A 13,358-nucleotide genomic window follows, 5' to 3' on the forward strand; every position below is an offset into this window, starting at 1 on the left:
CGCCGGCAAGCCCTTCAAGGTTGCCATTACCGCGTGTATGCGCAAGCTGCTAACGGTCCTCAACGCGATGGTGAAGTCCGGTCAGCCATGGCAGAACAACATGCCCACTTGACACGGTTGCTCTCCCCTGAGGGGAGAGGGAGAACACACTCGATACACGTCGATACCGACAACCACGGAGACCCCATGTCCGACACCATGTACTTCGAAGACTTTGTCGTCGGCAGCCGGCGCGAACTCGGTTCGCGAGCGATCACCGAGGACGAGATCGTCAGCTTCGCCACGCAGTACGATCCGCAGCCGTTCCACGTCGACAAGGAGGCCGCCAAACGCAGCATCTACGGCGGGCTGATCTCGAGCGGCTGGATGACCTGCGCGGTGATGATGCGCATGCTGGTCGATAACATGACGTCGAAGTCGGCCAGCATGGGCTCGCCCGGCGTCGACGAGATCCGCTGGCTCAAGCCGGTCTATGCCGGCGATACGCTGACCGTGTTCGTCTCGGTGCTCGACAAGCGGCCGTCGCAGTCCAAGCCCGATCGCGGCGTCGTGCACACGCAGTGGGAGGCGGTCAACCAGCGCGGCGAGCTGGTCTGCACCGTCAAGGGCATGGGCATGTACGGCCGCCGACCCGCCTGAACCGCTTCGCCACGGCATCGGCCACCTCATTGGCTAAATTGCCGATCACATCGCCGGCCACATCGCCGGCCACCTCATTCGACAAGGAGACACCATGCGCACCATCGCTTCGCTGGAGGAGCTGGAAAGCCTGCAAGGGCAGGAGGTCGCCGTCAGCGACTGGACCGAGATCACGCAGCACCAGGTCAACCTGTTCGCCGAGGCGACCGGCGACCATCAGTGGATCCACGTCGACCCCGAGCGCGCACGGCGCGAGTCGCCGTTCGGCGCGCCGGTCGCGCATGGCTTCCTGACGCTGTCGCTGCTGCCCGCGCTGATGCAGAGCGCGATGCAGATGCCGGGCGTCAAGATCGGCGTCAACTACGGCCTGAACCGCGTGCGCTTCACCGCGCCGGTGCCGGTCGGCAGCCGGCTGCGCGCGCGCATCAAGCTGCTGAAGGTCGAGCGCATCGCGCCGCCGCCCAATGCACCGGACCTGGTCGGCGCGCAGTCGACCTGGGAGGTCACCATCGAACGCGAAGGCAGCGACCGTCCGGTCTGCGTCGCGGAATCGATCAGCCGGCGCTATTCCTGACGCCCCGGCGCGGTGCGCCGCACCGCTTTGCGTCATCGCACCATCGTGATGCAAAGCGCCGGCGCACCGCCACGGTGCGGCGATGTCAAGGCAGTCTCCCACGCGGCTTGATGCCGCGTTCTTTTTTGGTGGCACGCTAGTTGCAGAAGTCCCTCCCGGGGTGCGTTGTTCCTCGAACACAAACACAAGCTAGGGAGCTGCAATGAAACGACGGGAAATGTTGATGCTGTCGGCGGTGGCCGCCGCGGCGATGATCGGTACCAGCCCGCTGGCGTTCGCGCAATCGAAAGAGCCGATCAAGGTGGGCGTGCTGCATTCGCTGTCGGGCACGATGGCGATCTCGGAAACGTCGCTGAAGGACGTTGCGCTGATGGCGATCGACGAGATCAACAAGAGCGGCGGCGTGCTGGGCCGCAAGCTGGTGCCGGTGGTGGTCGATCCCGCGTCGAACTGGCCGCTGTTCGCCGAGAAGGCACGCCAGCTGATCAGCAACGACAAGGTCGCGGTGACCTTCGGCTGCTGGACCTCGGTCTCGCGCAAGTCGGTGCTGCCGGTCTACGAGGAACTGAACGCGCTGCTGTTCTACCCGGTGCAGTACGAGGGCGAGGAGATGTCGAAGAACGTCTTCTACACCGGCGCCGCGCCGAATCAACAGGCCATTCCCGCCGTCGAGTACCTGATGAGCAAGGAAGGCGGCGGCGCCAAGCGCTTCTTCCTGCTGGGCACCGACTACGTGTACCCGCGCACCACCAACAAGATCCTGCGCGCGTTCCTGAAGAGCAAGGGCGTGGCCGACAAGGACATCGAGGAGGTCTACACGCCGTTCGGCCACAGCGATTACCAGACCATCGTCGCCAACATCAAGAAGTTCTCGCAGGGCGGCCGCACCGCGGTGATCTCGACAATCAACGGCGATTCCAACGTGCCGTTCTACAAGGAACTGGGCAACGCGGGCCTGAAGGCCAAGGACGTGCCGGTGGTGGCGTTCTCGGTCGGCGAGGAAGAACTGCGCGGCATCGACACCAAACCGCTGGTCGGCCATCTGGCCGCATGGAACTACTTCATGTCGGTCAAGAACCCGGAGAACGAGGCCTTCAAGAAGCAATGGGCGGCCTGGGTCAAGGCGAACAATCTGCCGGGCGGCGACAAGCGCGTGACCAACGATCCGATGGAGGCGACCTACGTCGGCATCCATATGTGGGCGCAGGCGGTCAAGAAGGCCGGCACCACCGACCCGAACAAGGTCCGCGCCGCGATGATCGGCCAGACCTTCAAGGCACCGAGCGGCTTCACGCTGACGATGGGCGAGAACCACCATCTGTACAAGCCGGTGATGATCGGCGAGGTCAAGGGCGACGGGCAGTTCTCGGTCGTGTGGAAGACGCCGAAGCCGCTGCGCGCGCAGCCGTGGAGCCCGTTCATCGCGGGTAACGAGGGCAAGCCGGACAAGGTGATGTGAGGGTTGTTGGGGGAGGGTGGTGAAACCACCCCCTCTCCCCAGCCCTCTCCCCCTGAGGGGGAGAGGGAGAACACCATCGCAAAGGCCAGTGCACCACGTGTGTTGTCCTCTCCCGCTTGCAGAAGAGGAAAACACAGTTGGACCGCCGGTTTTCTCCCCTCTCCCGCTTGCGGGAGAGGGGCGGGGGAGAGGGCAGCGGCGCTCGCCAGCCCACCTCCCCCCGTTCTTCGTTGACCGCTTGATCCCCGACCACAGCACCGATTCCATGTCCCGACCCCTGCTGCCCCGCGCCCCCTGGTGGCGCGCCACGCTTGCCGCGCTGCTCGCGCTGCCGCTGTTGCTGGCGGCGCCCGCGCTGTGGGCGGCCGCCGCGCTGACGCAGGCCGATCTGCAGCCGCTGGCCGAAGACGATTTCGATGCCAAGCGCGGTGCCATCGCCGCGCTGGCCAAGGCCGATCCGAAGCAGGCCGGTCCGATCCTGCAGGCGCTGCAGGACGATACGCTGCAGTTCGCACCGGGCATCGGCATGGTGCGCGTCGAAGGCGAGCGCGCGCTCGATGCGATCACCGGCAAGCCGGTCGAGGTCGATGCCGGCGCGCTGCAATCGCTGACACTGAACAACAGCCTGCGCGCCCAGGTCGACGGCGCGGCCGGCAGCCTGCTGCTGTCCTCGCCCGACGCCGCGGTGCGCGCGCAGGCCATCGCCGCACTGCTGGAACGTCCCGAAGACGCGCCGCGCGAGGCCGTCGCCACCGCGCGCCAGTCGGAAGCGGACGCCGCCTTGCGTGCCCGGCTCGACGTGATCTGGGCCAATACCGTGCTGGCCGACGGCAGCCGCGACGAACGGCTCGAAGCGATCCGCATTCTCGGCCGCGACAGCGATCCGGCCACGCGCCAGCGGCTGCAGCCGCTGATCGAGCGCGGCGACAACGGCCAATACCGCGAGCCCGACCCGCAACTGCGCGCCGCCGCGCAGCAGGCGCTCGACAACCTGCGCGCCAGCGAGCGCCAGGCCGAGTTGATCGGCAATCTGTTCGCCGGCCTGAGCCTGGGCAGCGTGCTGCTGCTGGCGGCGCTGGGCCTGGCCATTACCTACGGGCTGATCGGCGTGATCAACATGGCCCACGGCGAATTTCTGATGATCGGCGCCTATGCCACCTGGCTGGTACAGACGCTGTTCCGCACCTATCTGCCCGATGCCTTCGACTGGTATCTGCCGGCGGCTTTGCCCGCGGCCTTCCTTGCCGCCGCTGCGGTCGGCTTCGTGCTCGAACGACTGGTGCTGCGCCATCTGTACGGCCGCCCGCTGGAAACGCTGCTTGCCACGTTCGGCATCAGCCTGCTGCTGATGCAGGCGGTGCGGATGCTGTTCGGCGCGCAGAACGTCGAGGTCGCCAATCCGAGCTGGATGAGCGGCGGCGTGCAGTGGATGCCCGGTCTGGTGATTCCGTACAACCGCATCGTCATCGTGGTGTTCGCGCTAGCCGTGGTAGCGATCGCGTGGGCGGTGCTCAATCGTACCCGGCTGGGCCTGTTCGTGCGCGCCACCACGCAGAACCGCACGATGGCCGCCTGCGTCGGCGTGTGGACCTGGAAGGTCGACAGCTATGCGTTCGCGTTCGGCGCCGGCATTGCTGGCCTGGGCGGTTGCGCGCTGTCGCAGATCGGCAATGTCGGGCCCGACCTGGGGCAGGCCTACATCATCGATTCGTTCATGGTCGTCGTGCTCGGCGGGGTGGGGCAGCTGGCCGGCACCATCGTCGGCGCCTTCGGCCTGGGCATCATCAACAAGTTCATCGAGCCGTTCTACGGCGCGGTGCTGGCCAAGATCATCGTCCTGGTGCTGATCGTGCTGTTCATCCAGAAGCGGCCACAGGGACTGTTCGCGCTCAAGGGGCGCAGCGCGGAGGCATGATGCAAAGCTCGATCGATCCCGGAAGGTCCGCCTTCACGCTGGCCGTGCCCGCGCGCCAGCCCCTGTTCTCTGCGCGCGGCTGGCTGGCGCTGGCGGTAGTCGCACTGCTGGCGGCCGTGGCGGTGCCGGTGTGCGCGCTGGTCCTGCCCGACACGCATCCGCTGCATCTGTCGGCCTATGCGCTGACGCTGATCGGCAAGATCATGTGCTTTGCGCTGGCCGCGATCGCGCTCGATCTGGTCTGGGGCTACTGCGGCATCCTGAGCCTGGGCCATGGCCTGTTCTTCGCGCTCGGCGGCTATGCGATGGGCATGTACCTGATGCGCGCGATCGGCCGCGAGGGCGTCTATCGCAGCGAGCTGCCGGACTTCATGGTGTTCCTCGACTGGAAGGAACTGCCGTGGTTCTGGCACGGCACCGACCATCTGGGCTACGCGCTGCTGCTGGTGGTGCTGGTGCCGGGTGTGCTGGCCTGGCTGTTCGGCTTCTTTGCCTTCCGCTCGCGCATCAAGGGCGTCTATCTGTCGATCATCACGCAGGCGCTGACCTATGCCGCGATGCTGCTGTTCTTCCGCAACGAGACGGGCTTTGGCGGCAACAACGGCTTCACCGATTTCAAGCGTATCGCCGGCTTTGCCATTGCCGCGCCCGAGACGCGCACCGTGCTGTTCGTGCTGACGGCGTTCGCGCTGCTGGGCGGGTTGATCGCCTGCCGCTATATCGTGACCTCGAAGCTGGGCCGGGTCGTTACCGCGGTGCGCGATGCGGAGACGCGCGTGATGTTCTCCGGCTACAACCCGCTCGGCTACAAACTGTTCGTCTGGACCTTCTCGGCGGTGCTGTGCGGCATCGCTGGTGCGCTGTACGTGCCGCAGGTCGGCATCATCAATCCGGGCGAGATGTCGCCCGCGAACTCGATCGAGATGGCGGTATGGGTCGCGGTTGGCGGGCGCGGCACGCTGATCGGCCCGGTGATCGGCGCCTTCCTGGTCAATGGCGCGAAGACGCTGTTCACCGCCCACTTCGCCGAGTACTGGCTGTTCCTGCTCGGCGCGATGTTCGTGCTGGTGACGCTGTATCTGCCGAACGGCGTGGTGGGGCTGCTGGCGCGCCTGCGGCGCGGCGACGCGGCGCAGGCATCGACACCCAAGCCTGCGCCCGTGGCGGTGCCGGCCGGCAGCGGAGGCAAGGCATGAATGCCGCACTGAATCCGGCCCACGATGCCGCGCAGGCAGAGAGCGGCGACGCTACCGGCCTGGGCCGCGTGCTCGAGCGCGGCGCCATCGATGTCTCGCACGGACCGATCCTCTATCTGGAGGACGTGACCGTGCAGTTCGACGGCTTTCGCGCGCTGAACAAGCTGACGCTGTCGATCGACCACGGCGAGCTGCGCTGCGTGATCGGACCCAATGGCGCCGGCAAGACCACGATGATGGACGTGATCACCGGCAAGACCGGGCCGCGCAATGCCTCGGTCAGCGGACGCGTGTTTCTCGGCCAGAGCATCGACCTGATGCGGCTGAACGAGCCGACCATCGCGCAGACCGGCATCGGCCGCAAGTTCCAGAAGCCCACCGTGTTCGAGCAGCACGCGGTGTGGGAGAACCTGGAGCTGGCGATGAAGGCCGACAAGCGCTGGTGGTCGTCGCTGCGGGCGCGGCTCGATGGCGATGGCCGCCGCCGCATCGAGCAGACGCTGGCGCTGATCGGGCTGGAAGACGAGGCCTATCGGCCGGCCGGGCTGCTGTCGCACGGCCAGAAGCAGCGGCTCGAGATCGGCATGCTGCTGATGCAGCGGCCGCAACTGCTGCTGCTCGACGAACCGGTGGCTGGCATGACCGACGAGGAAACGATGCAGCTGGCGGCGCTGCTCAATGGCCTGCGCGGCAGCTGCTCGATGATGGTGGTCGAGCACGACATGGAGTTCGTCGCCGCGCTGGCCGGCGAGTCCGGCAAGGTCACGGTGCTGGCGGAAGGCAGCGTGCTGGCCGAGGGCACGCTGGACGCGGTCAAGCGCGACGAGCGCGTGATCGAATCGTATTTGGGGCGCTGAACTGCGGCGCTGCATTGGAACGCAGAAAGGAAGACCGATGCTGCAAGTCAGCGGATTGAACCAGTACTACGGCGGCAGCCATATCCTGCGCGACGTCAGCTTCGAGGTGCCCGAGGGCCGCCTGACCACGCTGCTCGGCCGCAACGGCGTGGGCAAGAGCACGCTGCTGAAATGCCTGATGGGTGTGGTGCCCACGCGCAGCGGCACCATTCGCTGGAACGGCCGGACGCTGGACAAGGCGCCGCCCTACGAGCGCGTGGCTGCCGGGCTGGCCTATGTGCCGCAGGGACGCGAGATCTTTCCGCGGCTGACCGTCGAGGAGAATCTGTTGATCGGCGCCGCGAGCCGCGGCAAGCCGGCCGGCGTGCCGGATCGCATCTATCAGTTGTTTCCGGTGCTGCGCACGATGCGGCAGCGGCGCGGCGGCGATCTGTCCGGCGGGCAGCAACAGCAGCTGGCGATCGGGCGCGCGCTGATGAGCGAACCGAAGCTGCTGATTCTCGACGAGCCCACCGAAGGCATCCAGCCGTCGATCATCCAGGACATCGGCCGCGCGCTGCGGCTGCTGGTCGACGAGTTCGGCATGACGGTGCTGCTGGTCGAGCAGTACTACGAGTTCGCGCGCCATCTGGCCGATCACTACGTGGTGATGAGCCGCGGCGAGGTGGTGGCCAGCGGCGAGGGCAGCCGGATGGAAGACGAAGGCGTGCGGGAAATGATCGCGGTCTAGGCCACCGATCGTTCGTCCTCGCTCAAACGATGCGCCATCCCGATTTCCCCGCCGACGATCCCGCCGCGACGCTGGCCATGCCGCCGGCGTGGCACGCGCAGCTGCGGCTGCGTTTCGCCGTGCGCGGCGAACGCACGGCACTGGTCGAACGCCGTCATGTCGGGCCGCTGATGGTGCAGAAGCCGCTGTATCCCGAGAGCGGCATCTGCCATGCGGTGGTGCTGCATCCGCCGGCCGGCATCGCGGGCGGCGACGTGCTCGATCTCGATATCGCGCTGGAGCCGGGCGCGCACGCGGTGCTCGCTACACCGGGCGCGACCAAGTGGTACAAGTCGCTCGGCCGCGATGCCAGCCAGCGGGTGCGCATCTCGGTCGCGCCGGGCGCACGACTTGATTGGCTGCCGCAGGAGAACATCGTGTTCGACGATGCGCGGGCGCGGCTCGCTACCGTCGTCGACGTCGCGCCGGGCGGCAGCGCGATCGGCTGGGATGCATTGGTGCTGGGCCGGCAGGCCTCCGGCGAACAATGGCGGCGCGGCACCGCGTGGATGGACACGCGGATCGGGCAGGGCACGCGCACGCTGTGGCGCGAGCAAGCCCGCCTCGATGCGGATTCGCCGCTGCGCCAGGCGCGCGTCGGGCTCGACGGCCTGCCGGTGCTCGGCACGTTGTGGGCGGTCGGGGCGGGTGCGACGCAGACGCTGGCGGAAGCGCTCGCGGAGAGCCTGCCGTATCGCGCCGATCTGCGCGCCGGCGTGACATGTCTGGCCGACACCGAGCAGCCGATGCTGCTGCTGCGCGCGCTGGGCACGCATATCGAGCCCGTACGCGAACTGATGATCGCGGCGTGGAGCGCGTTGCGCGTGCCGATCCACGGGGTAGCGGCCAGGCCGCTGCGGCTGTGGTCGACGTGATCATCGATGTGATGATCGATGTGATGATCGATGTGATGATCGACGCGGCGGCCGATGGGATGACCGACGTCCCCGGCGAAGCCGAATACGAAGAACCGAACACCGAGGACAGGCGATGGAACTGACGCCCAGAGAGAAGGACAAGCTGCTGATCTTCACCGCCGCGCTGCTGGCCGAGCGCCGCCGCGCGCGCGGACTGAAGCTGAACTATCCGGAAGCGGTGGCGCTGATCACCGCCGCGATCATGGAAGGCGCGCGCGATGGCCGCACCGTCGCGGAGCTGATGCACGCCGGCACCACGGTGCTGGCGCGCGAGGACGTGATGGACGGCGTCGCCGAGATGATCCCGGAGATTCAGGTCGAGGCGACCTTTCCCGACGGTACCAAGCTGGTCACCGTGCATCAGCCGATCGTCTGACACGGGTCGCCCGCATCGCAGCGGCTCATCGCATTTTCCGTATTCCACTGAGGACCACCATGCCCGGTTTCATTCGCTCGCTTTCCGTTCAGCACCCCATGCAACGCGGCCTGCCACGCGCTGCTGTTTCCATTGCCGGTTTGGCCGCGATGCTGGCCAGCGCGCCGGCACTGGCTCACCCGGGCCACGACGTGGCAAGCGTCGGCGCCAGCCTGGCCTCCGGTCTGTTGCATCCGCTGACCGGCGCCGACCATTTGCTGGCGATGGTCGCGGTCGGGGTCTGGAGCGCACTGGCGGTGGGCGCGGGCGGTGGCGGTGGCGTGGGCGTGCTGCGCGTGCCGCTGGCCTTCGTCGCGCTGATGCTGGTCGGCGCCGTGCTGGGCCTGGCCGGCTTGGCGTTGCCCGCCGTCGAGCCGATGATCGCGGCCTCGCTGCTGGTGGTGGGCCTGCTGGTTGCGCTGCGCGCGCGGATGCCCGCGGGCGCGGCGATGGCGCTGGTTGGCGGCTTCGCGCTGTTTCACGGCTATGCGCATGGCGCGGAGTTGCCGGCGAGCGCGGGCGCGCTGCCGGCCGTGCTGGCCTATGTCGGCGGCTTCGCGGCGGCGACCGTCGCGCTGCATCTGGCTGGCATCGCCGCCGGCACGGTGCTGCGCCGGCATGCACCGTGGCTCGCGCGAGCCGCGGGGGCCGGTGTCGCGCTCTATGGCGTCGGCCTGATGGTGGCCTGATCCCAGGCCTCACCCAAGACAGGAAACGCCATGATCCCCGGTGAACTGATGCCCGCCGACGGCGAGCTCGAATTGAACGTTGGCCGCGCGACGATACGGCTGACGGTCGCCAATACCGGCGACCGGCCGATCCAGGTCGGCTCGCACTTCCACTTTCACGAGACCAACGCCGCGCTGGACTTCGATCGCGATGCCGCGCGCGGCTTCCGGCTCAATATCGCCGCCGGCACCGCGGTGCGTTTCGAGCCCGGACAGTCGCGCACCGTCGAGCTGGTGGCGCTCGATGGCGACCGCATCGTCTACGGCTTCAACGGCAAGATCATGGGAGCGCTGTGATGGCGTTGAAAATCGGACGGCAGGCCTATGCCGAGATGTTCGGCCCGACCATCGGCGACCGCGTGCGGCTGGCCGACACGGCCCTCGTCATCGAGGTGGAGAAGGACTTCACGATCTACGGCGAGGAGGTCAAGTTCGGCGGCGGCAAGGTGATTCGCGACGGCATGGGCCAAAGCCAGCGGCTGGCGCGCGACTGCGTCGACACGGTGATCACCAACGCGCTGATCGTCGACCATTGGGGCATCGTCAAGGCCGATATCGGCATCAAGGACGGACGCATCGCCGGCATCGGCAAGGCGGGCAATCCCGATATCCAGCCGGGCGTGACGATCGTGATCGGACCGGGCACCGAGGTGATCGCCGGCGAGGGGATGATCGTGACCGCCGGCGGCATCGACAGCCATATCCACTTCATCTGCCCGCAGCAGATCGAGGAGGCGCTGATGAGCGGCGTCACCACGATGATCGGCGGCGGCACCGGCCCGGCCACCGGCACCTTTGCGACCACGGTGACGCCGGGACCCTGGCATATGGAGCGGATGCTGCAGGCGGTGGACGCCTATCCGATGAATATCGGCCTGCTGGGCAAGGGCAACGCCAGCCTGCCGCAGCCGATCGTCGAGCAGGTCGAGGCCGGCGCGATCGGGCTGAAGCTGCACGAGGACTGGGGCACCACGCCGGCGGCGATCGATACCTGCCTGTCGGTGGCCGATGCGACCGACGTGCAGGTCGCGATCCATACCGACACGCTGAACGAGGGCGGCTTCGTCGAGGCGACCATCGCCGCGTTCAAGGGCCGCACCATCCATACCTATCACACCGAAGGGGCGGGCGGCGGCCACGCGCCGGACATCATCAAGGTCTGCGGCGAGGCCAACGTGCTGCCGTCGTCGACCAATCCGACACGGCCCTACACGATCAATACGATCGACGAGCATCTGGACATGCTGATGGTCTGCCATCACCTCGATCCGTCGATCGCCGAGGACATTGCCTTCGCCGAAAGCCGGATCCGCCGCGAGACCATCGCGGCCGAGGACATCCTGCACGACCTCGGCGCGTTCTCGATGATCTCCAGCGATTCCCAGGCGATGGGGCGCGTCGGCGAGGTGATCCTGCGCACCTGGCAGACCGCGCACAAGATGGCGGTGCAGCGCGGCAAGCTGCCGGGCGATCCGCACGATGCGCGCGGCGGCCATGACAACTTCCGCGTCAAGCGCTATGTCGCCAAGTACACGATCAATCCGGCGCTGACGCATGGCGTCGCGCACGAGGTCGGCTCGATCGAGGTCGGCAAATGGGCGGACCTGGTGCTGTGGAAGCCGGCGTTCTTCGGCGTCAAGCCCAGCCTGATCCTGAAGGGCGGCATGATTGCCGCCGCGGCGATGGGCGACCCCAATGCCTCGATCCCGACGCCGCAGCCGGTGCACTACCGGCCCATGTTCGCCAGCGCCGGCGGGGCGCTGCACCGGTCGTCGCTGACCTTCGTCTCGCAGGCCGCGCTCGCCACCGATGTGGGCGGGCGCTACGGCCTGCAGAAGACGCTGTCGGCGGTGCGGGGCACGCGTACGGTCAGCAAGCGCGACATGGTCCACAACGACTGGCAGCCGACCGTCTCCGTCGATCCCGAGACCTACCAGGTGGTCGCCGACGGCCAGCTGCTGACCTGCGAGCCGGCGACCGAGCTGCCGATGGCGCAGCGCTATTTCCTGTTCTGACCATGCACAAGATCGACAAGCATCTTCCCGCGCCGCACGGCATCGCACCGGTGCTGGTGCGCCGCGCGCCGAAGCTGGTGCTGCCCTTCGCCGATCGCAGCAAGAGCCGCCTGCGCGCGGTGCTCGACAACGGCGAGGAAGCGGCGATCTTCCTGCCGCGCGGCACGGTGCTGCGCGGCGGCGATCTGCTGGTGACCGCGGACGGCCTGTTCGTCGAAGTACAGGCCGCCGCCGAATCGGTGCTGCAGGTACGCGCCGACGATCCGCACGCGCTGATGCGCGCGGCCTACCACCTGGGCAACCGGCACACGCCGATCGAGATCGGGCGCGACTATCTGCGTCTGGAATACGACCCGGTGCTGGCCGACATGCTGGTCCGCCTTGGCGTGCATGCCGAACGCGCCGAGCTGCCGTTCGAACCGGAAGCGGGCGCCTACGGCGGCGGCCACAAGCACGGCCACGACGCGACTTTCGCGGAGGACTATGCGGCGGCCCAGGCGGTGTTTCACCAGCACCATGGGCACTCGCACTCGCACCCGCATGATGATCAAAAGCATGTGCATGGCCATCACGTGCATCATGCAGGTTGCGATCACCAGCACTGAGGGGTAGCCGTGAGTCCAGCCAACCGCAGCTTTGCGCAATCGTTGCGACAGCGTCAGTCCGACGCCGAGCACCGGCTGTGGTTTCATCTGCGCGCACATCGGATGCTGGGCTACAAATTCAAGCGGCAGGTGCCGATCGGGCGGTATATCGTGGACTTTCTGTGCATGCGCCTCGGCCTCGTCGTTGGGGCAGACGGTGGGCAGCATGCGAATGGCGCGGATATTGTCCGCGATCAATGGCTCGCCAGTCAGGGGCTCAAGGTCTTGCGGTTTTGGAATCATGACGTGCTTCAGCAGACCGAAGCCGTGCTGGAAGCAATTCGTATCGAAGTGGAAGCGTTGGCTGCCCTCTCCCCCATCCCCTCTCCCGCAAGCGGGAGAGGGGAGCGTGGTGCTGGCGAGCGGGCACGCAAATCCACCCGCAGGCCTGCCAGGGCCGCCAAGGCCCGCGCCCATGCGCGCCGCGACGGTTTTCTCCCCTCTCCCGCGCGCGGGAGAGGGGCTGGGGGAGAGGGCACGGCGTCTCCTGCGCGAAGCGCTCCATCTATCGCAACGTCGCCAGCCGACCGATGACCCAACTCCCCCAACTGCTCTCGCTGCTGCATCTGGCCTCGCCGGCGCTGCCGATCGGCGGGTTCAGCTATTCGCAAGGGCTGGAGGCGGCGATCGATTGCGGCATCGTGCGGGATGCAGACAGCGCGCGGCAGTGGATTCGCGACAACCTGCTGCACGTGCAGGCTCATGCGGAAGCGCCGCTGTGGCTGCTGTTGCATCGCGCCTGGCGGAATGGCGATCGCGAGGGCGTGCGGTACTGGAACGACTGGTTCCATGGCAGCCGCGAGAGCGCCGAACTGCGGCTCGAAACGGAGCAGATGGGATGGTCGCTGGCGCGGCTGATCGGTCAGATGGAATGGGGCGAGGCGGCGTTGCGCGATGCGCTGGCGGCGATGTCGCCGGTCTGCCTGCCGACGGCGTTTGCCGCGGCCTGTGTCGCGCTGCAGGTCGACGAGCGCGACGGGCTGGCGGCCTACTGCTTCAACTGGGTCGAGAACCAGATCGCCGCGGCGATCAAGGCAGTGCCGCTGGGGCAGGTGGCCGGCCAGCAGATCCTGCGCGGCATGCATGGCTGCGTACTGGAGGCGGTGGCCGAGGCGACGCGCCGGGCCGATGCCGAACCGCCTGCGCTGTCGACGCTGTCGCCGATGCTGGGCCTGCTGTCGGCGCGGCACGAAACGCAGTATTCGCGGCTGTTCCGCTCCTGAGCGCGGC

16 protein-coding genes and 1 pseudogene are annotated in these 13,358 nt (G+C 67.5%); all 17 read left to right on the top strand.

What is annotated here, in order from left to right; all coding sequences use genetic code 11:
• A pseudogene (locus tag J5T34_RS04675) lies at window positions 1–112 on the top strand (IS110 family transposase); the annotation flags it as partial.
• Between the two features lie 74 nt (window positions 113–186).
• Window positions 187–639: a MaoC family dehydratase gene (locus J5T34_RS04680; protein ID WP_208578827.1), complete on the top strand. Its 453-nt coding sequence runs from the start codon at window positions 187–189 to the stop codon at window positions 637–639.
• Between the two features lie 94 nt (window positions 640–733).
• Window positions 734–1,213: a MaoC family dehydratase gene (locus J5T34_RS04685; protein WP_208578828.1), complete on the top strand. Its 480-nt coding sequence runs from the start codon at window positions 734–736 to the stop codon at window positions 1,211–1,213.
• Window positions 1,214–1,415: 202 nt separating this feature from the next.
• Complete coding sequence (gene urtA, locus J5T34_RS04690) at window positions 1,416–2,672, top strand: urea ABC transporter substrate-binding protein (RefSeq protein ID WP_208578829.1); 1,257 nt, start codon at window positions 1,416–1,418, stop codon at window positions 2,670–2,672.
• Window positions 2,673–2,937: 265 nt separating this feature from the next.
• Complete coding sequence (urtB, locus tag J5T34_RS04695) at window positions 2,938–4,587, top strand: urea ABC transporter permease subunit UrtB (protein ID WP_208578830.1); 1,650 nt, start codon at window positions 2,938–2,940, stop codon at window positions 4,585–4,587.
• Complete coding sequence (urtC, locus tag J5T34_RS04700; protein WP_208578831.1) at window positions 4,584–5,783, top strand: urea ABC transporter permease subunit UrtC; 1,200 nt, start codon at window positions 4,584–4,586, stop codon at window positions 5,781–5,783. Before urtB ends, urtC begins: the two co-directional genes overlap by 4 nt.
• Window positions 5,780–6,640: an urea ABC transporter ATP-binding protein UrtD gene (gene urtD, locus J5T34_RS04705; RefSeq protein ID WP_208578832.1), complete on the top strand. Its 861-nt coding sequence runs from the start codon at window positions 5,780–5,782 to the stop codon at window positions 6,638–6,640. The genes urtC and urtD overlap by 4 nt, the downstream gene beginning before the upstream one ends.
• 37 nt (window positions 6,641–6,677) lie before the next feature.
• Window positions 6,678–7,370 (top strand): urea ABC transporter ATP-binding subunit UrtE, encoded by a 693-nt coding sequence (urtE, locus tag J5T34_RS04710; protein WP_174108087.1) that lies wholly within the window; start codon window positions 6,678–6,680, stop codon window positions 7,368–7,370.
• A 29-nt stretch (window positions 7,371–7,399) separates the two neighbouring features.
• Window positions 7,400–8,284 (top strand): urease accessory protein UreD, encoded by an 885-nt coding sequence (locus J5T34_RS04715; protein WP_208578833.1) that lies wholly within the window; start codon window positions 7,400–7,402, stop codon window positions 8,282–8,284.
• Window positions 8,272–8,409 carry a hypothetical protein gene (locus tag J5T34_RS04720; protein WP_208578834.1) on the top strand — a complete coding sequence of 46 codons (138 nt, stop codon included), beginning with the start codon at window positions 8,272–8,274 and terminating at the stop codon, window positions 8,407–8,409. Before J5T34_RS04715 ends, J5T34_RS04720 begins: the two co-directional genes overlap by 13 nt.
• Entirely contained in the window at window positions 8,400–8,702 is a 303-nt protein-coding gene (locus J5T34_RS04725; protein ID WP_174108085.1) for an urease subunit gamma, read from the top strand. Before J5T34_RS04720 ends, J5T34_RS04725 begins: the two co-directional genes overlap by 10 nt.
• Window positions 8,703–8,800: 98 nt before the next feature.
• Complete coding sequence (locus tag J5T34_RS04730) at window positions 8,801–9,430, top strand: HupE/UreJ family protein (RefSeq protein WP_208578835.1); 630 nt, start codon at window positions 8,801–8,803, stop codon at window positions 9,428–9,430.
• Between the two features lie 30 nt (window positions 9,431–9,460).
• Entirely contained in the window at window positions 9,461–9,766 is a 306-nt protein-coding gene (locus tag J5T34_RS04735) for an urease subunit beta (protein WP_208578836.1), read from the top strand.
• Window positions 9,766–11,484, top strand: a complete 1,719-nt coding sequence (ureC, locus tag J5T34_RS04740; protein ID WP_208578837.1) for an urease subunit alpha — start codon at window positions 9,766–9,768, stop codon at window positions 11,482–11,484. The genes J5T34_RS04735 and ureC overlap by 1 nt, the downstream gene beginning before the upstream one ends.
• 2 nt (window positions 11,485–11,486) lie before the next feature.
• Window positions 11,487–12,089 (top strand): urease accessory protein UreE, encoded by a 603-nt coding sequence (gene ureE / locus J5T34_RS04745; RefSeq protein WP_208578838.1) that lies wholly within the window; start codon window positions 11,487–11,489, stop codon window positions 12,087–12,089.
• Between the two features lie 9 nt (window positions 12,090–12,098).
• Window positions 12,099–12,662: an endonuclease domain-containing protein gene (locus tag J5T34_RS04750; protein WP_208578839.1), complete on the top strand. Its 564-nt coding sequence runs from the start codon at window positions 12,099–12,101 to the stop codon at window positions 12,660–12,662.
• Window positions 12,659–13,351 carry an urease accessory protein UreF gene (locus J5T34_RS04755; RefSeq protein WP_208578840.1) on the top strand — a complete coding sequence of 231 codons (693 nt, stop codon included), beginning with the start codon at window positions 12,659–12,661 and terminating at the stop codon, window positions 13,349–13,351. Before J5T34_RS04750 ends, J5T34_RS04755 begins: the two co-directional genes overlap by 4 nt.
• The last annotated feature ends 7 nt before the right edge of the window (window positions 13,352–13,358 follow it).

This window comes from Cupriavidus gilardii (assembly GCF_017598945.1).
GTDB lineage: Bacteria > Pseudomonadota > Gammaproteobacteria > Burkholderiales > Burkholderiaceae > Cupriavidus > Cupriavidus gilardii_E.